Source organism: Rhizobium sp. 862_C5_N1_2, from assembly GCF_051811205.1.
Classification (GTDB): Bacteria; Pseudomonadota; Alphaproteobacteria; order Rhizobiales; family Rhizobiaceae; genus Rhizobium; species Rhizobium leguminosarum.
Window position 1 is genome coordinate 4,293,446 of record NZ_JBPWPT010000001.1, and the last position, 21,100, is coordinate 4,314,545.

Annotated in this window: 20 protein-coding genes and 2 pseudogenes; 11 read left to right on the forward strand and 11 right to left on the reverse strand. The window is 60.6% G+C overall.

Features of this window, described 5'->3' with window-relative positions:
• Positions 1-54: 54 nt before the first annotated feature.
• Positions 55-2,745, reverse strand: coding sequence for an aconitate hydratase AcnA (gene acnA / locus ACD590_RS21205; protein WP_439003298.1), 2,691 nt, complete (start codon positions 2,743-2,745; stop codon positions 55-57).
• Between the two features lie 262 nt (positions 2,746-3,007).
• On the opposite strand from acnA, the gene ccmA reads away from it, so the two are divergent.
• The 5 genes from ccmA to ACD590_RS21230 are packed head-to-tail and all read left to right on the forward strand — an operon-like array spanning position 3,008 to position 5,951.
• Entirely contained in the window at positions 3,008-3,655 is a 648-nt protein-coding gene (gene ccmA / locus ACD590_RS21210; RefSeq protein ID WP_439003299.1) for a heme ABC exporter ATP-binding protein CcmA, read from the forward strand.
• Positions 3,656-3,707: 52 nt separating this feature from the next.
• Positions 3,708-4,367, forward strand: coding sequence for a heme exporter protein CcmB (gene ccmB / locus ACD590_RS21215; RefSeq protein WP_018243969.1), 660 nt, complete (start codon positions 3,708-3,710; stop codon positions 4,365-4,367).
• Between the two features lie 47 nt (positions 4,368-4,414).
• Positions 4,415-5,176 (forward strand): heme ABC transporter permease, encoded by a 762-nt coding sequence (locus ACD590_RS21220; protein WP_130718197.1) that lies wholly within the window; start codon positions 4,415-4,417, stop codon positions 5,174-5,176.
• A 2-nt stretch (positions 5,177-5,178) separates the two neighbouring features.
• Complete coding sequence (gene ccmD / locus ACD590_RS21225; protein WP_047620282.1) at positions 5,179-5,346, forward strand: heme exporter protein CcmD; 168 nt, start codon at positions 5,179-5,181, stop codon at positions 5,344-5,346.
• The gene (locus ACD590_RS21230; protein ID WP_130718201.1) at positions 5,343-5,951 is read left to right on the forward strand and encodes a DsbE family thiol:disulfide interchange protein; all 609 of its coding nucleotides are present in this window, start codon (positions 5,343-5,345) and stop codon (positions 5,949-5,951) included. Before ccmD ends, ACD590_RS21230 begins: the two co-directional genes overlap by 4 nt.
• Before the next feature lie 131 nt (positions 5,952-6,082).
• Here the strand turns inward: ACD590_RS21230 and ACD590_RS21235 are convergent, their stop codons facing one another.
• The 5 genes from ACD590_RS21235 to dapF form a co-directional block, all read right to left on the reverse strand.
• A complete protein-coding gene (locus ACD590_RS21235) occupies positions 6,083-6,670 on the reverse strand; it encodes a DUF2585 domain-containing protein (RefSeq protein ID WP_112905482.1) in 588 nt (195 codons plus the stop codon).
• On the reverse strand, positions 6,667-7,311 hold the full coding sequence (locus ACD590_RS21240; protein WP_026188550.1) for a septation protein A: 645 nt from the start codon (positions 7,309-7,311) through the stop codon (positions 6,667-6,669). Before ACD590_RS21240 ends, ACD590_RS21235 begins: the two co-directional genes overlap by 4 nt.
• Before the next feature lie 76 nt (positions 7,312-7,387).
• The gene (gene ftsY, locus ACD590_RS21245) at positions 7,388-8,983 is read right to left on the reverse strand and encodes a signal recognition particle-docking protein FtsY (protein ID WP_130718205.1); all 1,596 of its coding nucleotides are present in this window, start codon (positions 8,981-8,983) and stop codon (positions 7,388-7,390) included.
• Positions 8,984-8,999: 16 nt separating this feature from the next.
• Positions 9,000-10,274 (reverse strand): tRNA (N(6)-L-threonylcarbamoyladenosine(37)-C(2))-methylthiotransferase MtaB, encoded by a 1,275-nt coding sequence (gene mtaB, locus ACD590_RS21250; protein ID WP_247265565.1) that lies wholly within the window; start codon positions 10,272-10,274, stop codon positions 9,000-9,002.
• Positions 10,271-11,176 (reverse strand): diaminopimelate epimerase, encoded by a 906-nt coding sequence (gene dapF / locus ACD590_RS21255; RefSeq protein WP_439003300.1) that lies wholly within the window; start codon positions 11,174-11,176, stop codon positions 10,271-10,273. The genes mtaB and dapF overlap by 4 nt, the downstream gene beginning before the upstream one ends.
• Before the next feature lie 492 nt (positions 11,177-11,668).
• On the opposite strand from dapF, the gene ACD590_RS21260 reads away from it, so the two are divergent.
• The 3 genes and pseudogenes from ACD590_RS21260 to tnpC all read left to right on the forward strand — a co-directional run.
• Positions 11,669-12,052 carry a transposase gene (locus tag ACD590_RS21260; protein ID WP_439003301.1) on the forward strand — a complete coding sequence of 128 codons (384 nt, stop codon included), beginning with the start codon at positions 11,669-11,671 and terminating at the stop codon, positions 12,050-12,052.
• The gene (gene tnpB / locus ACD590_RS21265) at positions 12,049-12,402 is read left to right on the forward strand and encodes an IS66 family insertion sequence element accessory protein TnpB (RefSeq protein ID WP_439003302.1); all 354 of its coding nucleotides are present in this window, start codon (positions 12,049-12,051) and stop codon (positions 12,400-12,402) included. The genes ACD590_RS21260 and tnpB overlap by 4 nt, the downstream gene beginning before the upstream one ends.
• A gap of 68 nt (positions 12,403-12,470) precedes the next feature.
• A pseudogene (gene tnpC / locus ACD590_RS21270) lies at positions 12,471-13,919 on the forward strand (IS66 family transposase); the annotation flags it as partial.
• 110 nt (positions 13,920-14,029) lie between these two features.
• Here the strand turns inward: tnpC and ACD590_RS21275 are convergent.
• From ACD590_RS21275 to ACD590_RS21285, 3 genes are read right to left on the reverse strand one after another with little or no spacing between them, the layout of a single operon-like run.
• Entirely contained in the window at positions 14,030-15,031 is a 1,002-nt protein-coding gene (locus tag ACD590_RS21275; protein WP_096772358.1) for a tyrosine-type recombinase/integrase, read from the reverse strand.
• Complete coding sequence (locus ACD590_RS21280) at positions 15,028-15,951, reverse strand: tyrosine-type recombinase/integrase (RefSeq protein WP_086083856.1); 924 nt, start codon at positions 15,949-15,951, stop codon at positions 15,028-15,030. Before ACD590_RS21280 ends, ACD590_RS21275 begins: the two co-directional genes overlap by 4 nt.
• Positions 15,948-16,838 (reverse strand): site-specific integrase, encoded by an 891-nt coding sequence (locus ACD590_RS21285; RefSeq protein ID WP_439020950.1) that lies wholly within the window; start codon positions 16,836-16,838, stop codon positions 15,948-15,950. The genes ACD590_RS21280 and ACD590_RS21285 overlap by 4 nt, the downstream gene beginning before the upstream one ends.
• A gap of 475 nt (positions 16,839-17,313) precedes the next feature.
• Between ACD590_RS21285 and ACD590_RS21290 the strand changes: the two are divergent.
• Positions 17,314-17,445: pseudogene (locus ACD590_RS21290) on the forward strand (transposase domain-containing protein); the annotation flags it as partial.
• Positions 17,446-17,483: 38 nt separating this feature from the next.
• On the opposite strand, the gene ACD590_RS21295 reads toward ACD590_RS21290, so the two are convergent.
• Positions 17,484-17,918: a hypothetical protein gene (locus ACD590_RS21295; protein WP_130822174.1), complete on the reverse strand. Its 435-nt coding sequence runs from the start codon at positions 17,916-17,918 to the stop codon at positions 17,484-17,486.
• Between ACD590_RS21295 and ACD590_RS21300 the strand changes: the two genes are divergently transcribed.
• The gene (locus ACD590_RS21300; protein ID WP_439003303.1) at positions 17,917-18,639 is read left to right on the forward strand and encodes a cobaltochelatase CobT-related protein; all 723 of its coding nucleotides are present in this window, start codon (positions 17,917-17,919) and stop codon (positions 18,637-18,639) included. The two genes, ACD590_RS21295 and ACD590_RS21300, sit on opposite strands and share 2 nt — an antisense overlap.
• Positions 18,640-18,790: 151 nt before the next feature.
• On the opposite strand, the gene ACD590_RS21305 is transcribed toward ACD590_RS21300, so the two are convergent.
• Positions 18,791-19,021: a hypothetical protein gene (locus ACD590_RS21305; RefSeq protein WP_080764053.1), complete on the reverse strand. Its 231-nt coding sequence runs from the start codon at positions 19,019-19,021 to the stop codon at positions 18,791-18,793.
• A 493-nt stretch (positions 19,022-19,514) separates the two neighbouring features.
• Between ACD590_RS21305 and ffh the strand changes: the two genes are divergently transcribed.
• Positions 19,515-21,098 carry a signal recognition particle protein gene (gene ffh, locus ACD590_RS21310; RefSeq protein ID WP_018243979.1) on the forward strand — a complete coding sequence of 528 codons (1,584 nt, stop codon included), beginning with the start codon at positions 19,515-19,517 and terminating at the stop codon, positions 21,096-21,098.
• The last annotated feature ends 2 nt before the right edge of the window (positions 21,099-21,100 follow it).

Below are 21,100 nucleotides of genomic sequence, written 5' to 3' on the forward strand. Positions count from 1 at the left end.
AAAGCCGCCGGAAACTGCTCTCCGGCGGCCATTATCATGTGAGTTTCTTAAAAATCAGGCAGCGAGATCGCGCAGAACCGTCTGCAGGATGCCGCCATTGTTGAGGTAGATCACCTCGTCGAGCGTATCGACGCGCGACAGCAGCGGAACCTCCTTCACGGTGCCGTCGCCATAGGTGATCCTGGCGATCTTTTTCTCGCGTGGCTTGATCTTTTCCAGACCTTCGATGGTGACGAGTTCATCGCCCTTGAGCCCGAGGCTCTGCCAGGTCGTGCCCTCTTCGAAGACGAAGGGAATGATGCCCATCCCGACCAGGTTAGAGCGATGGATGCGCTCGAAGGACTGGGCGACCACCGCCTTGACACCGAGCAGGTTGGTGCCCTTGGCAGCCCAGTCACGCGAGGAGCCGTTACCGTATTCGACACCGGCAAAGATGATGAGCGGCACGCCTTCCTGCTTGTACTGCATGGCGGCGTCGTAGATCGAGGTTTCTTCCTTCGACGGGTAGTGGATGGTGTAGCCACCTTCCTTGCCGTTCGGGCCGAGCATGTGGTTGCGGATGCGGATATTGGCGAAGGTGCCGCGCATCATCACTTCATGGTTGCCGCGGCGCGTGCCGTACTGGTTGAAGTCGGCAACGGCGACGTCGTGGCCGATGAGGTAGGCGCCGGCCGGCGATGCAGCCTTGATCGAACCGGCAGGCGAGATGTGGTCGGTGGTGATCTTGTCGCCGAACAGGCCGAGAACGCGGGCGCCCTTGATGTCGGAAACGCCGGTGCCCTTCTTGCCCATCCCGACGAAGTAGGGCGGGTTCTGCACGTAGGTCGAATTGTCGTCCCAGGCATAGGTCTGGCCCGGCGGAACCTGAACGGCCTGCCAGTTGACGTCGCCCTTAAAGACATCGGCGTACTTGGATTCGTAGAGCTCGCGGGTCACATATTTCAGGATGAATTCCTGGACTTCCTTGGAAGTCGGCCAGATGTCCTTGAGATAGACCGGGTTGCCGCTCTGGTCCTCGCCAATCGGCTCCTTGGTCAGATCCTTCTGCACCGTGCCGGCAAGGGCATAGGCGACGACGAGCGGCGGCGATGCGAGGTAGTTCGCCTGCACGTCGGGCGAGATACGGCCTTCGAAGTTACGGTTGCCGGAAAGAACGCCGGAAACGATAAGGCCCTTGTCGTTGATCGTCTTCGAGATCGGGGCCGGCAGCGGGCCGGAATTGCCGATGCAGGTGGTGCAGCCGAAGCCGACAAGATTGAAGCCGAGCTTGTCGAGGTCGGCCTGCAGGCCCGACTTGGCGAGATATTCGCCGACGACCTGCGATCCCGGTGCCAGCGAGGTCTTCACCCACGGCTTCGTCTTCAGTCCCTTGGCAACGGCGTTGCGGGCAAGAAGGCCGGCAGCGATCAAGACTGACGGATTGGAGGTGTTGGTGCACGACGTGATGGCGGCGATCGCCACGTCGCCATGGCCGAGATCGAAATCCGTGCCTTCGACGGCATAGCGGTTGTCCAGCTGGCCGGGCTTCTTGTAATCCGTGTCCATCGAGCCGGCAAAACCGGTCGCGATGTTCTCGAGCGAGATGCGGCCTTCCGGACGCTTCGGGCCGGCCATCGACGGCACGACATCGCTGAGATCGAGTTCCAGCGTATCGGTGAAGACGAGCTCGGAGCCGTCGCCCTCACGCCACATGCCCTGCGCCTTCGAATAGGCTTCGACGAGCGCGATGCGGTCATGCGTGCGGCCGGACATGGTGAGGTAGTTGATGGTTTCGCCGTCCACGGGGAAGAATCCGCAGGTGGCACCGTATTCCGGGCCCATATTGCCGATCGTCGCGCGGTCGGCGAGCGGCATGTTGTCCATGCCAGGGCCGAAGAATTCGACGAACTTCGAAACGACGCCTTTCTTGCGCAGCATCTGCACGACGGTGAGAACGAGGTCGGTCGCGGTGACGCCTTCCTTGAGCTTGCCGGTTAGCTTGAAGCCGATGACTTCGGGCAGCAGCATCGAGACCGGCTGGCCGAGCATCGCAGCTTCCGCTTCGATACCGCCCACGCCCCAACCGAGAACGCCGAGACCGTTGATCATCGTCGTGTGGCTGTCGGTGCCGACGCAGGTATCGGGATAGGCGATCGTCTCGCCGTCCTCTTCCTTGGTCCAGACGGTCTGGCCGAGATATTCGAGATTGACCTGATGACAGATACCGGTGCCGGGAGGCACGACGCGGAAATTCTTGAAGGCCTGCTGGCCCCACTTCAGGAAGCGGTAGCGCTCGCCGTTGCGCTGGTATTCCAGCTCAACGTTACGGGCGAAGGCCTGCGGCGTGCCGAATTCGTCGACGATGACGGAGTGGTCGATGACGAGATCGACGGGAACGAGCGGGTTGATCTTCTCGGGATCGCCGCCAAGCGACACCATCGCGTCGCGCATCGCGGCAAGATCGACGACGGCGGGAACGCCGGTGAAGTCCTGCATCAGCACGCGCGCCGGGCGATAGGCGATTTCGTTTTCGACCGCACCCTTATTGTTCAGCCATTCGGCAACGGCCAGGATATGCTCCTTGGTGACCGACTGGCCGTCTTCGAAGCGCAGCAGGTTTTCAAGCAGCACTTTCATCGAATAGGGAAGCTTCGACACGCCGGCCAGACCGTTTGCCTCAGCCTTGGGCAGGCTGTAATAGACATAGTCCTTCCCGTTGACGGAAAGCGTGGAACGACAATTGAAACTGTCAAGAGATTTAGACACGAGATACCCCGTTTCTGATAGCCAACACAGTCGTGCGAACGCCTATGCACTTAATGCACATCAGGATGCGGGTACGGCCATTTCCGCTGTCCGCACGTGGAACAGACGCTCCAAGTTCGGCGCAAGGATGAAATTCACGCCGACCGCTGGCGTGGTTGCAGGTCTTATAGATAATTTCCTAAAAACTTGCCATACCCGAGGACAGTCAAAATCGGACATTTTTTGACCCCGCCGGAAGCCGAAACCAAGAAAGAGCCGACGCATGCATCTCACCGCCGAAAATCTGGCTGCAAGGCGCGGTGAGGATCTCATTTTCGTTAACATTTCCTTTCACTTGGCGGCCGGCGAGGCGCTTGTTCTCACGGGTAGAAATGGATCGGGAAAGTCCACTTTGTTGCGTGTGGCCGCCGGACTGCTGAGGCCGGAAAAAGGCACTGTCATCTTCCGCGACGAAGAGGGCCGGGAAGGCAGGCATCCCGGCGAGGTCAGCCACTACCTCGGCCATAGAAATGCGATGAAGAATGAACTTACGGTTGCAGAAAACCTCGATTTCTGGCGTACCTTTCTCGGCAGTACAGGCGGCGACGCCGGCCTCGCCGTCGAGGACGCCGCCGAGGCGGTCGGTCTTTCGGGAATCACTCACCTTCCCTTCGCTTGTCTCTCCGCCGGCCAGCAGCGCCGATTCGCCTTCGCCAAACTACTCGTCGCTTACCGCCCCATCTGGATCCTCGATGAACCCACAGCGGCACTCGATGCCAGCGCCGACCGGCTGCTTGCCGATTTGATCTCGGCCCATCTGGCAAAGGGCGGCATCGTGCTGGCGGCAACCCATCAGCCCCTGGGGCTGCAGAATACACAGGAATTGAAGATGACGGGCTTTGCCGGCGTGGATCATGGGGTATGGGGTTGATGTTTCTCGATGTGGCTACCCCGTCCACCGCTGACGCAAAGAGCCGCCGCGCATGACCGCCCTCTTTTTCCGCGACCTCAAACTCTCGATTCGCGCCGGCGGCGGCGCGCTGATCGGCGTACTGTTCTTCCTGACCATCGTCGCCGTCATCCCCTTCGGCGTCGGTCCCGATCTCAAGCTGCTTTCGCGCATCGGCCCCGCCATCGTCTGGATCGGAGCCCTGCTTGCCGCCCTCCTCGGCCTCGACCGCCTGTTCCAGGCCGAGCGCGACGACGGATCGCTCGACTTGATGCTGATGCAGGAAACGCCGCTCGTCCTGACGGTGCTGGTCAAATGCTTCGCCCATTGGACGGCCACCAGCCTGCCGCTGGTCATCGCCTCGCCGCTGCTCGGCCTCTTCATGAACATGGACGAGACGGCGATCGGCGCGACCATGTTGACGCTGCTCGTCGGCTCGCCCGCCATCACCTTCATCGGCGCTGTCGGCGCCGCCGTTGCCGTGGCGCTGCCCCGTGGCGGCCTGCTGGTCTCGATCCTCGTGCTACCTCTGACCATCCCGGTGCTGATCTTCGGCGTCAGCGCCACCTATGCCGCGGTCGAGGATCCGGCCCCGTTCCTGCCGCCCTTTCTGATCCTCATCGCTCTGACACTCTTCTTCGCGGTCATCGGCCCGGCAGCAGCCGCCCTGGCGCTGCGAAACACGGCGGATTGATTGGTCATTCGATTGCAGGAAAAACCGGATCAAGGTATGGAAGCGACATGAGCGAAACGAGCCTTGCCATCAGCAAATTCAGCGATCTCGCCAACCCGACGCGATTTCTGGCGCTGGCGGCGCGCGCCATTCCGTGGCTGGCCGGCATCACCGCCCTCTGTTTTACCGCTGGTCTCTATCTGAGCTTCGCCACCGAAGGCGACTACCAGCAGGGCGAAACCGTGCGCATCATGTATATCCACGTCCCCTCCGCCTGGCTTTCGATGATGTGCTATACAATCATGAGCGTCTCGGCGATCGGCACGCTGGTCTGGCGCCATCCGCTGGCCGATGTCTCCGCCAAGGCCGCAGCCCCGCTCGGCGCCGCCTTCACCCTGCTCGCGCTCGTCACCGGCTCGCTCTGGGGCAAGCCGATGTGGGGCACCTGGTGGGTCTGGGATGCACGGCTGACCTCCGTCTTCATCCTCTTCCTGATGTATCTCGGCCTGATTGCGCTCAGCCGCGCCATCGATGATCCGTCGAAGGCCGCGCGCGTCAGCGCCGTGCTCATTCTCGTCGGCTTCGTCAACATCCCGATCATCAAATTCTCGGTCGAGTGGTGGAACACGCTGCACCAGTCGGCGAGCGTGCTGCGCCTCGACGGCCCGGCGATCGATCCGGAATTCCTGCGCCCGCTGTTCATCATGGCGATCGCCTTCACCCTGCTTTTCTTCACGCTGCACATCATGGCGATGAGGAACGAGATCTGGCGCCGCCGCATCGCCGCCCAGCGCCGTCTTGCCGCCCGCATGGCGAGCCGGGAGGAATAGCCGTGACGCATGCCTTTTACGTCTACGCCTCCTATGGCTTCGCGGCCCTGGTGACGATCGCCGTCACCGTCTGGACCTGGGCCGACGGCCGCGCCCGTCGCCGGGAACTTGCAGCCCTTGAGGCTGCGGGCATCCGCCGCCGCTCGGCGCGCGCAAGGGACGGCGAATGAACGACACACCGGAAAAGACGACCGACAAACCGCGCGCGCTGGGTCGCTACACGTTGGCGCTTCTGCCGCTGATCGTCTTCGGCGGCATTGCGGCCACGGCCGCAAAGATGCTCTACGACCAGGATTTCCATGGCAAGAACATTGCCGAAATTCCCTCCGCCCTGATCGGCACCAAGGCGCCGACGCTGAACCTGCCGCCGCTCGACGGCGCCAACCTGCCGGCGCTGACCGACGCGGCAATCAAGGGCAAGCTGACCCTCGTCAACGTCTTCGCCTCATGGTGTCTCCCCTGCCGGGACGAACATCCGGTGCTGAAGGAACTGGCGAAAGACGGACGGCTGAACATCGTCGCAATCAATTACAAGGACCAGAGCGACAACGCCCTGCGTTTCCTCGGCGAACTCGGCAACCCCTATCAGGCGATCGGCATCGATCCGAACGGCAAGGCGGCAATCGACTGGGGCGTCTACGGCATTCCGGAAAGCTATCTGGTCGGGCCAGACGGCACGATCCTCTACAAGCGCGTCGGCCCCTTCGACGATATCAGCCTGAAGGAAGGGCTGTTTCCAGCGATGGAAAAGGCGCTCGGCAAGCCGGTTTCGTAGAGCAATTCCAGGAAAGGTGCGAAGCGGTTTTCCTAGGCAAAGCGCGAAGCGGTTTTGCCGGGAATTGTGTAAAAACAAAAGTTAGAGCGGTTCTGCGCTTCCGTTAGGCGTCTTAGCAGAACAAAGAAGCGTTAAAGCCCGCTCTGCCAGACCTTGATCGCCTCCACCGGCCAGATCAGCATGACAACGTTGAGCGTCAGGTTGTCGCGGATCATATAGCCGGTGAAAATCTCGAAGAAGATGGCGATCGCCACCGTCAGTGCCACCGGCGCGCGCCGCGCGAAGAAGAAGCCGATGCACATGAAGATGGTGTCCATCGCCGAATTCAGGATGCTGTCGCCGTAATAATCGAGCGCGATCGTCGCCGTGCGGTAGCGGTCGATGATGAGAGGTGAATTCTCGAGCAGCTCCCAGCCGGATTCGATGACGAGCGCCAGCAGCAGCCTTGCCGCCAACGGCTTGCCGCGCAGGATAAGATGCGCGAGCCCGTAGAACAGGAAGCCGTGGATGATGTGCGACGGCGTATACCAATCCGACAGATGCTGCGAATTGCCGCTGGTATTGACCCCGCCCTCCCACAGCTTGACATAACCGCAGGCGCAGATCGGCACGCGGCCCATCATATATTCGGCGGCAATCTGAATGATCAGAACCGCAAGGCAGGCGGCGAACCAAAAGGTTTGGTGTCTTACCCGGTATTCGGCCTCTGCAGCGCTCACTTCTCGCCGTCCGTTTCCAGATTGATGCTATGCTTCAACACCAGCGGCATCTGCGCCAGCGTGAAGATGATGGTGATGGGCATCGTGCCCCAGACCTTGAAGGCGACCCAGGTACCGTCGGAAAAATTGCGCCAGACGACTTCGTTCAGCACCGCGAGGAAGAGAAAGAAGATGCCCCAGCGGATGGTGAGCTTGCGCCAGCCCTCGGCATCGAGCTGAAAGGCCGCATTGAAGACATAGCCGAGCAGCGACCTGCCGAAGGCCAGTCCGCCGAGAAGCGTCACCCCGAAGAGTGCATTGACGATGGTCGGCTTCATCTTGATGAAGGTCTCGTTCTGCAGCCAGATCGACAGCGAGCCGAAGATGAGCACGACGATGCCGGACACAAAGGGCATGATCGGCAGATGGCCGAGCACGATCTTCGAAACGATCAGCGAGATGATCGTCGCCGCCATGAAGAGGCCGGTCGCGACGAACAGCGGTCCGCCCAATTCGGAAAGAGCAGGAAACGTCTCCACCAGCCACTGGCCACGCAGATTGGCGAAGAAGAAGATCATCAGCGGCCCAAGTTCCAGCGCCAGTTTCAGCAGCGGGTGATGCCGGTCGGCTGCGGTCGGGGTGATATCGCTTTCGGTGCTCATGCGTTCTTCAAACCTGTTCTCCTGGAAACCTGTTTCCGGCCGTGCCTTGCAGGCTTTCGGCGGCATATCTGTGGCATCATTGCCCAAGTCCGGCAATGGCATGGGCAAAGTCCTCAGCCTCGAACGGTTCCAGATCCTCGACGCCCTCGCCGACGCCGATGAAATAGACCGGCAGCTTGTGCTTGGCGGAGATGGCAACAAGAATACCGCCGCGCGCCGTGCCGTCGAGCTTGGTCATGATCAACCCGTTGACACCGGCGACGTTGCGGAAGATCTCGACCTGGCTGAGCGCATTCTGCCCGGTCGTGGCATCGAGCGTCTGCAGCACGGTGTGCGGCGCATCGGGATCGAGTTTGCCGAGCACGCGCACGATCTTCTCGAGTTCGGCCATCAGCTCGGCCTTGTTCTGCAGGCGGCCGGCAGTATCGACGATCAGCACATCGCATTTTTTCGCCTTCGCCTGTTCGAAGGCATCATAGGCAAGGCCGGCGGCATCGGCGCCGAGCTTGGTGCCGATGAATTCGGATTTCGTCCGGTCGGCCCAGATTTTCAGCTGCTCGATCGCAGCCGCACGGAAAGTATCGCCGGCGGCCAGCATCACCTTCAGCCCGGCGCCGGAAAGCTTCGCCGCAAGCTTGCCGATCGTCGTCGTCTTGCCCGTGCCATTGACGCCGACGACGAGGATGACATGCGGCTTGTGCGAGAGGTCGAGCTGCAGCGGCTTGGCGACCGGCTTCAGGACCTTGGCGATTTCGGACGCCATGATCCGGCTCACATCCTCGCCGGTGACATCCTTGCCGTAGCGTTCGGAAGCAAGCGTGTCGGTGACGCGCATGGCGGTCTCGACGCCGAGATCGGCCTGGATCAGCAGATCTTCGAGATCCTGCAGCGTCTCGTCATCGAGCTTGCGCTTGGTGAAGAGCGCGGTGATCTGGCTGGTCAGCTGCGAAGAGGTGCGTGCAAGGCCGTTGCGCAGGCGCTGGAACCAGCTGAGCCTCGGTTGCAGGGCAACCGGCTCCGGCTCGACGACCTTCGGGCCGGTGGCGAAGCCTTTGGGGAGGATGGGAGAGCCAATCTCCGGTTCTGCCGCGGGGCTACCCCCCTCTGCCCTGCCGGGCATCTCCCCCAGAGGTGGGGAGATTGGCTGGGAGGGCGAATCCGGTCCTGCATCATCCTCAGTCGGAATCTCTTCCGGTTCAGTTGGAATCTCTTCCGGAAGCTTTTCGACGATCTCTTCGAGGTCAGCCGGCTGTTCTAGCGCTCCGGTCTCTACATGATCTCCCGCCTCGTGGGGGAGATGTCCCAGAGGGACAGAAGGGGGTATTTCCGCAACGGTTTCGGCGACCGCCTGGATTTCAGTCTCCGCCTCCGCTGCTGCCTCGGCTTCCAGCAATGAAAGCGGCACGACACCCATGTCGCTCAATTGGTCGGCGGCGGGCAGGATTGCGGATTCGACATCATCTTCAGCAACCGGCGCCTCGACCCCGCCCTCGTCAATATCTGAAGCGGGCCCGCCGGCAGTATCCATTTCCTCGGCCAGCACTGGATCGTCAGCAACCGGCAGATCTTCGTCGCGCGAACGCGGCTCCAACTCCTTTTCCACGGCCGCAGGCACAGGTTCTTCAGCCGGCTTGCCGAAGGTGAAGACCTTTTTGATGAAACTGAGCGCCATGGGGATTCCGTGAAAGTCAGGCCGCGGCTGCGGCCGTCAATTGCATGTCGAGATGCTTGCCATTGTGGCCGGTGATCGTGACCGGCACAAGTTCGCCGGGACGAAGGCCGGGTGCGGCGACCAGCGTGAAGTTCTCCGTATGCGCCAGGCCGTTGTTTTCAACAAGCAGCCATTGCCGGGTTCCGATCATCCCATCGAGATGGGATTGATGCAGCCTATGTCCAGTGGCGCGCAGCCTTGCGGCGCGATCCTTGACCAGCGACCGGTCGAGCTGCGGCATGCGCGCTGCCGGCGTGCCGGGACGCGGACTGTAGGGGAAGACATGCAGATGGGCGATAGCAGCCTCTTCGGCCAGCCGCACGGCATTCTCGAACATCTCTTCGGTTTCCGTGGGAAAGCCGGCGATCATATCGGCGCCGAAGCTCATCTCCGGGCGAAGGCGACGCGCATCCTCGATGAAACGCAGCGCATCGGCGCGCAAATGCCGGCGCTTCATACGCTTCAGGATCATGTCGTCGCCATGCTGCAGCGAGAGATGCAGATGCGGCATGAAGCGTGGCTCGTCGGCGATGAGATCCATCAGGTGGGCATCGGCCTCGATGCTGTCGATCGAGGAAAGCCGCAGGCGGCGGATATCGGGGATCTGCTTCAGAAGGGTCTTGGCCAAAAGCCCGAGCGTCGGGGTGCTCGGCAGATCGCCGCCGTAACTGGTGGCATCGACGCCGGTCAGCACGATCTCGCGGTAACCTCCGTCGACGAGATTGCGGGCCTGGTCGACGACAGCTCCCATCGGCACGGAGCGGGAATTGCCGCGGCCATAGGGAATGATGCAGAAGGTGCAGCGATGGTCGCAGCCGTTCTGCACCTGGATGAAGGCGCGCACGTGGCCGTCGATATGCCTGACCATCTGCGGCGCCGTCGCCTTGACGCTCATGATGTCGTTGACGCGGAGCTTCTCTTCGGCCGAAACGCCGAAGTCCGGCAGGCCGCGATAGGAGGCGCTCGTCAGCTTCTCCTCGTTGCCGAGCACGGCATCGACCTCCGCCATCGCGGCGAAGGTCTGCTTTTCCGTCTGCGCGGCACAGCCGGTGACGATGATGCGGGCATGCGGATTGTCACGCCGGGCCCGGCGGATCGCCTGGCGGGCCTGGCGCACCGCTTCGCCGGTTACGGCGCAGGTATTGACCAGGACAGCATTGTTGAGCCCGGCCTTTTCAGCCTGCGCCTTCATCACTTCGGATTCGTATGTGTTGAGGCGGCAGCCGAAGGTAATGACCTCGATGCCGCTCACTGCGCCTCCGCCTCTCGGGTACCCTCGCGCGACCAGAGACCGGTCAAAGGATCGAGCCTGCCCGACCATTCCCATTCGGCCGGGCCGGTCATGATGACATGATCGTCGCGCTCGCGCCATTCGATCGAAAGCCTGGCCGGCGGCTTGGCGCTGGCCACATTGATCGTCACCTTGCGGCCGGTACGGCCGGTGCGCGCAGCACTGACGGCAGCAGAACAGGCAGCCGAGCCGCAGGCGAGCGTCAGTCCAGCGCCGCGCTCCCAGGTGCGCGTCGTCACCGATGTCGGCGACGTCACTTGCGCCAGCGTGATATTGGCGCGCTCGGGAAACATCGGATGGTTTTCGAGCAGCGGTCCGAAGCGGGCGAGATCATAGGACATCACGTCCCTGTCCACCCAGAAGATCGCATGCGGATTGCCCATCGACATCGCCGACGGCGAATGCAGCACCGGCTTGTCGATCGGACCGATCTGCAGTTCGATGCGGCTGGTGTCGTGGAATTCTTCCGCCAGCGGGATCCTGTCCCAATCGAAGACCGGCCGGCCCATATCGACCGAAATCGTCCCGTCCTCGTGCTCGACGGCGTTGAGGATGCCGGCGACCGTCTGGAAGGTAAAGACCTTCCTGCCGGTCTCGGCGGCAAGTGCCTGCACGACGCAGCGCGTGCCGTTGCCGCAGGCCTGCGCCTTCGAGCCATCGGAATTCAGGATATCGATGAAGGCATCGGTGCCTTCGGCCTTCGGATCATGGATCGCCATGATCTGATCGAACTCAGTCTGCGGATCGGCATTGAGCGCGACCGCCGCCGCAGGCGTCACCTTGTCCGGCCGGCCGCGCATGTCGACGACCAGGATCTTGTTGCCAAGCCCGTTCATCCTCGCGAATTCGACCGTTGCGCTCATGGGATCATTCCGTCTGTCTTTCCGGTGTATATGGCGGAAATGCGAGGGAATTACCAGTGGCCCGCGACCATCCCATCACGCAGCCTCCCGGAATCTATACGGCTTTCCGTCAAAGGCTTGGAGACGATTGAAACCTAGGAAGAGTTCGATAGGCTCCGGATTGAAACTTGTCTCCAATGAAATTCGATCTCAATCATGTTTAAATTATTGTTCAACCGGGTTCTAAAAAGGGCTGGATTCGGGACCTCGGATACTTACTCGGTTTTCACACGCGATTTCGACGTTGTCGTCGATGCGGCGCGTCTAAAGGAGGTATTGGCCCCTCTGAGCACCGATGATGCGACCGCACTTGATGATGCTTGGAAGACATTTGAGATGTCGCTCAATTCATGGCGCACAACTGCCAACCGTAACCGGTGTTCCGATCCCACATTGTCCTCGCCGCCCTGATCTGTGATCGCCTTTCCATGGACGAGCAACGGGAGTTTCTCCATGGAGAGTACATTGGAGTTTCTCACAACCAGGAAGTCTGGACGTGAGGTTCATCGGCATTGGCCTGATGAGGTCAAAGCGCAGATCGTGTCTGAGAGCCTTCGGCCCGGTGCGAAGGTGAATGAGGTCGCTGAACGCTTTGGATTGCGGGCGAACCGCCTTTCGACTTGGCGGACGATGGCGCGGCAGGGCAAGCTTGTTCTGCCTGCACCCGAGAATGCCGTGGAGTTCGCAGCGGTAGTCGTCGATCCACCCGTTTTGGAGCCGCTGATCAAAACTAGCCGCCCCGAGATCATCGTCGGTTCGGTCACGATCCGCCTGGAAGAGGGCGCGTCTGCCGCCCGCATCGCTGCTGTCGCGCGTGCCTGCGCGGTTCCGGCATGATCCTTCCATCGAACCGGGTTCGGATCATGGTGGCGACCAAACCGGTCGACTTCCGCAAGGGCCACGATGGCCTGGCGGCGCTAGTCAAGAACGAGCTGCACAAGGACCCTTTTACAGGGACGGTCTTCGTATTCCGCTCGCGCAAGGCGGATCGCCTGAAGCTGATCTACTGGGATGGCAGCGGGCTGGTGATGGCCTACAAGCGGCTGGAGGAGCACACGTTCACCTGGCCGGGCATCAAAGATGGCCTGATGACGTTGGGCCATGCTCAGTTCGAGGCGCTGTTTGCAGGCCTCGACTGGCGTCGTATCCGTTCCGTGGAGGCAAGAGCGCCGGATGCCATCGAATAGATGCGGCACGATGACTCGGGCGGTAAATTCCAACGGCGAAGCGACGCTAGCTTTGATAGACTTCGGCCATGTTGGACGCCGCCGATCTTCCCGACGATATTGCTGCGCTAAAGGCGATGCTGATCGCGGCGCAAGCGCGGGAAGTTCGCAAGGATGACCGGATCGAACGGCTGGAGAAGCTGGTCGCCGCTTTCAAGCAAGCTGCCTTCGGTCGCAAGTCCGAGAAGGCCGATCCCGAGCAATTCGACCTCGCACTCGAAGACCTGGAAACAGCCATAGCGGCCATCCATGCCGAAGATGAAGCCGATAGCCCTTCTGGGAAGCCGCACCCCAAACCCCGCGCCATCAATCGCGGTTCTCTGCCCGCCCACCTTCCTCGCGTCGAGGAGATCATCAAGCCGGAAAACCTGATCTGCGCTTGCGGCGGAGGCTTGCATTGCATCGGCGAGGACGTCTCCGAGCGGCTGGATGTCATTCCGGCGCAGTTCCGTGTCGTCGTCACCCGTCGCCCCAAATATGCCTGCCGTTCTTGCACCGACGGCGTTACTCAGGCTCCAGCGACTGCACGACTGATCCTGGCCGGGTTGCCCACGGAGGCAACCATTGCTCATGTGCTTGTGTCCAAATATGCCGATCATCTGCCGCTTTACCGTCAGGCCCAGATCATGAGCCGCCAAGGCATTGATCTTGATCGATCCACTCTGGCAGATTGGGTGGGTCGCGCTGCTTTCGAACTGCGCCCGGTCTTCAACGCTCTGATCGCCGATCTGAAGCGATCGACAAAGCTGTTCATGGACGAGACCCGTGCGCCGGTGCTCGATCCCGGCTCCCGTAAAATCAAGACCGGATACTTCTGGGCTCTGGCCCGTGATGACCGACCGTGGGGCGGAGGTGCGCCGCCGGGGGTGGCCTTCACCTATGCACCCGGTCGCGGCGGGTTACATGCCGAGCGGATATTACAAGGGTTCACGGGCGTCCTTCAGGTGGACGGCTATGCCGGATATAATCGGCTGATCGCACCGGACCGTGTCGGTCCCGACATCCGGCTAGCCTATTGTTGGGCGCATGCCCGGCGTAAGCTGGTCGAGATCACCCGCAACGGCTCGGCACCGATTGCCGTGGAAGGCGTGAAGCGGATCGGCGAACTCTATCGCATGGAAGACGAGCTGCGGGGTCTTTCCCCAGAGGCTCGCCTAGCCGGGCGGCAGGAACGATCAGCGCCATTGATCGCCGACATGCGGATGTGGCTGACGCAGCATCGCGCCCGCGTCGCTGGCAAGTCGCCGCTTGGCGAAGCTCTGGCCTATATCGCCAAATACTGGGACGGTCTTTGTGTTTTCCTGACCGACGGCCGCATCGAGATCGACAACAACACCGTCGAGAGAACCATCCGACCGATAGCATTAAATCGGAAGAACGCTCTCTTCGCCGGGCACGATGCAGGAGCGGAGAACTGGGCGACCATTGCCTCGCTGATAGAAACCGCCTTATGCCGCGCGCGGCATAAACACGTTTATGCCGACCGGCGAACTATGCCGAGTGCGTCTTCTGGCAGGAACGGCAAACCGTGCGTTCCGAGCCAGTTTGGCGGGTCGCCGTTGTTTGGCACTCGGCATAGTTCTCATGCTCAGAGGGTGTTCAGGAATTCCAGAAGCCGGTCGCTTGGTCGAAATCGCTCGGCCTTGGCGCCTTCGTACGGCTTCAGCTTTGCGAGTGCAGATTCCTTCAGTTCGAGATGCGCATGAAGATAGGTCAACGTCGTTTCCATCGCTTCATGGCCCAACCACAGGGCAATGACGGAGCAGTCGACGCCCGCCTGCAGCAACTCCATGGCAGCAGAGTGCCGCAAGACATGGGGCGACACCCGCTTTGAGCGAAGGGAGACGCAGTGCTCACGTGCTTTGGCGACATATTTGTTCAGCAGTGCCTGCACGCCGTCGGCGCTGAGCCTGCCACCGTGCGTATTCGGAAAGAGGGCTGTTGAGCCTCGCTTCCCTGGTTCCTTGAGCCAATAACGGAGGGCTTGCTGTGCAACCTTTGTGAGCGGCGTACTTCGCTCTTTGCGGCCCTTGCCGATGCATTGCACATGCGCACCGCGGCCGAGCATTACCGAATCTCGGTCAAGGTCGATGATCTCCGAGACCCGCAGCCCCGTTTGGGCGGCCAGTAACAGCAGAGTGTAGTCGCGGCGTCCCAGCCACGTGCTTCGATCCGTGCAGTCCAGGATCGCTTCAATCTCGGGCCTAGTTAGAAACTGAAGCTGCCGCTTGTCACATCGCTTGCTGGGGATCGCGAGCACACGCTGAATGTGGGCGCTATGTGCCGGCTCCTCGAACGCCGCATATCGGAAGAAAGAGCGGATGGCTGTAAGGCGGAGATTCCGGGTCCGCACCGAGGCGGATCTCTTCGTCTCAAGATCCTCCAGGAATGCGCCGATGAAGGGAGCGTCCAAATCCCGCAGCGTCAACTCCGATGGGGATCTCCCAAGGCGCGTCTGTGCGAACGCAAACAGGAGCCTGAAGGTGTCGCGATAGGAGGCGATGGTGTTAGAACTTACACCTCGATGCTTCATGAGCCGATCTGTGAACCACCGCTCGATCAGCACGGCCAGGTCTTTCGTGCGTCTCATGACCGTACCTCCCAGCGCTTATTCAATCGCCGTACGGCATGGTTCATCAGTTCCGGCGTGGCGGACAGATACCAATAGGTGTCGCGAACATTCGCATGGCCGAGGAAGGTCGAGAGAACCGGCAGCTCGCGTTCCACATCTTCGCCGGCGCGATGCCAGTTGATCAGGGTCTGGACGGCGAAACGGTGACGAAGATCATGAATCCGTGGGCCATCTCGTTTCCCCTCCTGCCGTAATCCGATTTGCCGAGATAGTCGCCAGAACACGCGGTGCACGTATTGATGCAGCAATCTGCCGCCCTGTTCGGCGACGAAGAAATAGGGACTACGCGGCGTACCAAGGTGTGCATCGCGTCGGGCGGCATAGCCTGAAAGGACAGCAATTGTCGTGGCATGCAGCGGCACCAGCCGTGACTTGCCAAACTTTGTCTCTCGGATGGTGAGGACGCCCTGGTCGAGATCTACATCGGCCCGGAGCAGGCTGAGCGCTTCGGAATGGCGCAGTCCGGCGACCGCTATCAGCCCGAACAGGCAGTGATATGTCCAGCGCCGCAGGGCGTTGGCCGGCGGCAACGACAGTGCTGCCGCCAGAAGTGCCTGAATCTCGACCTCACTATAGATGTAGGGTTTTGTCCGCCGTGCCGGCGCCACAGCGTCGCTCGGTGGCACTTCCGTCAAAGGATCGAAATGACTGAGGTGCTGGGCAAAGCAGCGCACATCAGCCAGTCGGATTGACCAACTCGGCTGCCGGCCCATCGAGGTGACCCACTCCATTGCCAGGTCCGCCGTGATGGTCTCGGCGCCGCGGGCTTCCATGAAAGCGACGAACTCCGACAATCGTTTTGCCGGACCGTCATATTTGTATCCCAGCCCTTGGCGCATGCCGATGTAGCGCTCAAGCGCGGTGCGAAGCCGGCTCATTGGACACCTCCCGGCCAGGGTAGGCTCAGTTCCCGCAGCTTCTCAATATCGAGCTTTGCATAGATTCTTGTACTGTCGATGCTTCGATGGCGGAGCAGTTGACCGATCTCGGCAAAGCTGGCGCCCGACCGCAAAAGGTCGGTCGCAAGGCTGTGGCGGAAAAGATGGGCACCGTGATGCGCATAGCCGTCAATGCCTGCCCGTTCGAGTGCCTGCTTCGCGATCATCGTGATGGCGCAGCCGGAGGCAAAGCCCACATGCGGCGCAAGTGTTCGCAAGAAGACTCGCCGACATGCCGAAGCTGGGCGCCCATGCCGGATATAAGCGACGATCGCTGTTCCGACGTCGTGACGCAGCGGCATAGTCGCTTGTCGTCGTCCCTTTCCGTGTACGAGGATCGTGCCCGACTGCCAGTCGATATCGTCAAGATTGAGGGTGGCCACTTCGCTGGCGCGCAAACCGAGCTTGGCGAGGATCATCAGAACCGCATAGTCCCGACGACCCATTGCCGTCGTCCGATCGCAGGCATCGAGAACCTTCTGGACTTTCTCGGGCGGCAGGAAGGTTGGAAGGCCGGCAAGTCGCCAGCGGCGGATGGACGGCACACAGTCAGCGAGCGGCGTCGAGATGAAGCCCTTCAGATGCAAATAGCGCAGGAAAGCACGCACAACCCCGCACATGGCTTTGCCACTGTCGGCGGAACCGTCGAGCGCATGTCGCTCGACATAACCGATAACGATCTCCGGGGTGAGCGCTGCAAACTCGTCTGCGCCGAAAGGACACACCTCCCGGAGAAATCGAAGCGACAGAAGCTTGTGGCTCCCCACTGTCGCGGCGGCGAGCCCTCTCTCATTCGAGAGATATTGCCCGAATACATCGACGATCATCTCGTGCTCACTGCGCTGAATCGGAAGCGCGGCTGGTATTAAGCCTTTCTCCCGTAACGCCAAAAGCAAGCGGCGGAGCGCCGATCGATCGCCCGAGTCGGGCTTCCAGTGTTTGAAACGATGCTCAAGAAAGCGGTCGGCGTGAACCTCATTCAAATCCTGCGGAGCATGTCCATTGCCAACATGCCAGTCCATCAGATCCCGAAACAGGCTCAGCGACCGCCACGTGCATTGCCGCCCCAAACCTTCGTTCGACATTTTGGCGGCGTAAACGCCCGCAAACTCCCGATACGGACCGTAGACCAGCTTCCGGTATAGGGCGCTGCGATTCAAATAGTCAGTTGCGTTCATGTGTCCTCTCCTTCGCGACAATTGCGACGGAGAGACCCTAAGCTATGCCGACTAGGCGGCCGCTATGGTGCTGGAAACGTTGGCAAAAAGTTGATTAATCGGCATAGTTCGCCGGTCGGCATAAACCTGCAAGCTCAATGCCGTCGATCCGTTCGCGTACCTGTCCGCCACGCTCACCCGCCTCGTCAATGGCCATAAGCAGAGCCGGATCGACGAGCTAATGCCGTGGAAGTACCCGGAGCGAACACACGGCTGAAGTCCGCTGTCGGCCCATTACCGCCATCCCGACTATTTCTAGGGCATTGGCTTCTGATTGGGATTCGCGACGAGGAATTCGCCAAGAGCCGGGTCCTCGGCATGGCGTTTCTGCTGATCGATAATCACGAAGTTGGTACCCAACTCGACCTGAAGCAAAAGCAGAAGCTGGTCCACATCGCTATTGAAGCGGTCGCACCTCGCTTGCGTCCAGAGGCTTGGATCAGGTGGATACAATGGGTTGAGGTAGCTAAGATATTCTTGATCAAGACGGTTGATGAGCGAGTGAACGTTGCTTGGCAATAAAAGCCGGGGGGGAAGTGCGACATCCCCTTGAAGGTCATACACGGTCGCATCAAGCGGTCCGACGCCCAATTTGGATCGGGTAGCATCATCACCCGCCCACAAGCACCCGCCAGCCCCAAAATCAAAGAAAAATCGTAGTGTACCTTTTGTCATGGTGGGAATAGTCATGTTTTACGAAATGTCCGCAAGTGGCGCATTGTTGCCATCTCTATCACAGCGGTATTACTCGAAACGGCAATACGCGCATGGTCAAGGTGCGAGGCAAACAGCGCTAACTGCCAACCTACAGGCATTGGAAACAACGGGATTCATACGAAACGCGACATCGGATCATGAGCGACAAGATACTGTCGTTTCCATTCTGATAGATCATTCGGGCTCTATGCGCGGACAATCGATACTCTTGGCAGCGGCTACAGCAGAGATCGCTTGTGACTTCCTGTCTCGTCTCGGTTACCGGGTGGAGATTTTGGGCTTTACAACATTGGACTGGAAAGGAGGAAAATCACGCAGATTGTGGAGGAGGCAAGGAAGTCCTCGATACCCGGGCCGTTTGTGCGACTTGCTCCACATCGTCTATCGGTCAGCAGATACGAGAGACGCACCCGCGCTCGGTTATATCCTGAAAAATATGCTGCGAAGGGACCTTTTAAAGGAGAATGTCGATGGTGAAGCGCTGGAGTGGGCGGCGAGCCGCCTATATCGCAGGCCGGAGAAGCGCAAGATTCTGATAGTACTTTCGGACGGCGCTCCGGTTGATGATTCCACGCTGCATGAAAACGGAGCGAATTTTCTGATCGATCATCTACGCGGCGTTATTGCGCTTCTGGAAGCAGATGATCGCATACTGCTGGCGGCTATCGGGATCAATTGGGATACCGATCGCTAGCCGACCGCGGTGATTATTCCGCATAAATCGACAATCGTGCCTAACGTCGTTCTTGCGGCGCAATCAGGGCTCATGGGCGTGCCAAGCTGTCCATGCGATGGCATTCGCTCGTCTTCGCACTGAGCGCCGAACAACATCTCCGTCAGTATTTTCAGCTCTCTGGCTGCGCACCGTCGGGATCGAAGGACGCAGCATGGGCTTCGACAATGGCTGCGGTGATGACCTTTCTCAGCTCGTAGACCAGCGAGCGGGACCGTTTGCGATCCAGATCCTGTGCCGCCTTCGCAAGATTCAAGCCTTCGTTCAGAACAATATGATGGGCCCGCGCCAGCGCCCAACTCTCAATATCAAGATTTATCATTCGATATCTCCGCCGATTCATTCGGCATCAAGGATATTCACGAATCATTTTACAGGACGCACTTAAGTAGAAAGTAGAATCATAAGCAGAATAATTTGCAACTGGCCCCTCCAGCGAATTCGGGTCGCCAATCGGAATTTTTGCCAGCAAAAATCGGAAAAATCAGGCGGAGTGCGGAAGCCAATACAGAGGTCGGCTTGAACACGTACTTTCGTGCGTGTCCAGCGGCACATTCCGGTCGCGCCCATGTCACGCGGGCTTTGAAAAGTCGCCATGCGGTCATTTGCCCGCATTCACCTTGACTTTCGCCCGACTTTCCTGTTTATCGCGCCCAATCCGCGACGAGCCACACGACTCCGAGCCGCCGACCGGGACCTGAGATCCCGGAGGTCAACACCCGACAGCGCGATGCGCCCTCGGGTGCTTTTTGGCTTTGCGTCTTGTTTTCGTCAAGGAAAAGCACGACGTTTCCGGGCATGTAAGAACCCGCCCGAAACGTATCAAGGAAGAGCCGATGTTTGAAAACCTCCAGGACCGTCTTGGATCCATTCTGAATGGACTGACAGGCCGTGGCGCGCTTTCGGAAGCCGATGTTTCCGCAGCGCTGCGCGAGGTTCGCCGTGCGTTGCTGGAGGCCGACGTCGCGCTCGACGTCGTGCGTTCCTTCACCGACCGCGTGCGTGAAAAGGCCGTCGGCGCCGAGATCCTGAAGTCGATCAAGCCCGGCCAGATGGTCGTCAAGATCGTGCATGACGAACTGATCGAGATGCTGGGTGGCGAAGGCGTCGGCATCGACCTGCATGCGGCCGCCCCGGTCGTCGTCATGATGGTGGGTCTGCAGGGCTCCGGCAAGACGACGACGACGGCGAAGATCGCCCATCGCCTGTCGACGCGCGAGAAGAAGAAGGTGCTGATGGCATCGCTCGACACGCGCCGTCCGGCAGCCCAGGAGCAGCTTCGCCAGCTCGGCGCGCAGGCCAACATCGACACGCTGCCCATCATATCAGGCCAGTCGCCGACGGATATCGCCACCCGCGCCGTGCAGGCGGCTAAGCTCGGCGGCCACGACGTCGTCATCCTCGATACCGCCGGCCGCACGCATATCGACGAGCCCTTGATGGTCGAGATGGCCGACATCAAGAAGCGCTCGAACCCGCATGAAATCCTGCTGGTCGCCGACAGCCTCACCGGTCAGGACGCCGTCAACCTCGCCCGCAGTTTCGACGAACGCGTCGGCATCACCGGTCTGGTGCTGACCCGCATGGATGGCGATGGCCGCGGCGGTGCCGCCCTTTCGATGCGCGCCGTCACCGGCAAGCCGATCAAGCTGATCGGCGTCGGCGAGAAGATGAGCGAGCTGGAGGAGTTCCATCCCCGCCGCATCGCCGACCGCATCCTCGGCATGGGCGACATCGTTTCGCTCGTCGAGCGCGCGGCTGAAAACATCGACGCCGAGAAGGCGGCCGCCATGGCCGCCAAGATGGCCAAGGGCAAGTTCGACCTCGACGACCTCGCCGACCAGCTGCGCCAGATGCAGAAAATGGGCGGCATGGGCGGCATCATGGGCATGATGCCCGGCATGGCGGGCATGAAGGACAAGATGGCCGCAGCCGGCCTCGACGACAGACTTTTCGGCCGCCAGATCGCCATCATCCAGTCGATGACCAGGGCCGAGCGCGCCAATCCCGACCTGCTCAAACATTCGCGCAAGAAGCGCATCGCCGCCGGCTCCGGTACCGATGCCGCCGCCATCAACAAGCTTCTGAAGATGCACCGCCAGATGGCGGACATGATGAAGATGATGGGCGGCAAGGGCAAAGGCGGCATGATGAAGCAGATGATGGGCGGCCTTGCCGGCAAGATGGGGCTCGGCGGCATGGGCGGTATGGGTGGCGGCATGCCCGATCTCTCGAATATCGATCCCCGACAGCTCGAGGCCCTGCAGAAGCAGGCCGAAGCGGCGGGGCTTGGAAAGCCGGGTGGGGGTATGCCCGGTCTCGGCGGTCTGCCGGGTGGTTTGTCGGGCCTCGGCGGCGCCAAGCTGCCGGGCCTTGGCGGTGGTTTCCCGGGATTGCCCGGATTGCCGAAGAAGAAGTGAAA

Bases quoted from the DNA above. Each gene is read 5' to 3' on its own strand.
- ccmA (WP_439003299.1), top strand. From the start codon at position 3,008: ATGCATCTCACCGCCGAAAATCTGGCTGCAAGGCGCGGTGAGGATCTC.
- ccmB (WP_018243969.1), top strand. From the start codon at position 3,708: ATGACCGCCCTCTTTTTCCGCGACCTCAAACTCTCGATTCGCGCCGGC.
- ACD590_RS21220 (WP_130718197.1), top strand. From the start codon at position 4,415: ATGAGCGAAACGAGCCTTGCCATCAGCAAATTCAGCGATCTCGCCAAC.
- ACD590_RS21230 (WP_130718201.1), top strand. From the start codon at position 5,343: ATGAACGACACACCGGAAAAGACGACCGACAAACCGCGCGCGCTGGGT.
- ACD590_RS21240 (WP_026188550.1), bottom strand. From the start codon at position 7,311: ATGAGCACCGAAAGCGATATCACCCCGACCGCAGCCGACCGGCATCAC.
- ftsY (WP_130718205.1), bottom strand. From the start codon at position 8,983: ATGGCGCTCAGTTTCATCAAAAAGGTCTTCACCTTCGGCAAGCCGGCT.
- dapF (WP_439003300.1), bottom strand. From the start codon at position 11,176: ATGAGCGCAACGGTCGAATTCGCGAGGATGAACGGGCTTGGCAACAAG.
- ACD590_RS21260 (WP_439003301.1), top strand. From the start codon at position 11,669: ATGGAGAGTACATTGGAGTTTCTCACAACCAGGAAGTCTGGACGTGAG.
- tnpB (WP_439003302.1), top strand. From the start codon at position 12,049: ATGATCCTTCCATCGAACCGGGTTCGGATCATGGTGGCGACCAAACCG.
- ACD590_RS21275 (WP_096772358.1), bottom strand. From the start codon at position 15,031: ATGAGACGCACGAAAGACCTGGCCGTGCTGATCGAGCGGTGGTTCACA.
- ACD590_RS21280 (WP_086083856.1), bottom strand. From the start codon at position 15,951: ATGAGCCGGCTTCGCACCGCGCTTGAGCGCTACATCGGCATGCGCCAA.
- ACD590_RS21285 (WP_439020950.1), bottom strand. From the start codon at position 16,838: ATGATCGTCGATGTATTCGGGCAATATCTCTCGAATGAGAGAGGGCTC.
- ACD590_RS21300 (WP_439003303.1), top strand. From the start codon at position 17,917: ATGTTTTACGAAATGTCCGCAAGTGGCGCATTGTTGCCATCTCTATCA.
- ACD590_RS21295 (WP_130822174.1), bottom strand. From the start codon at position 17,918: ATGACTATTCCCACCATGACAAAAGGTACACTACGATTTTTCTTTGAT.
- ACD590_RS21305 (WP_080764053.1), bottom strand. From the start codon at position 19,021: ATGAATCGGCGGAGATATCGAATGATAAATCTTGATATTGAGAGTTGG.
- ffh (WP_018243979.1), top strand. From the start codon at position 19,515: ATGTTTGAAAACCTCCAGGACCGTCTTGGATCCATTCTGAATGGACTG.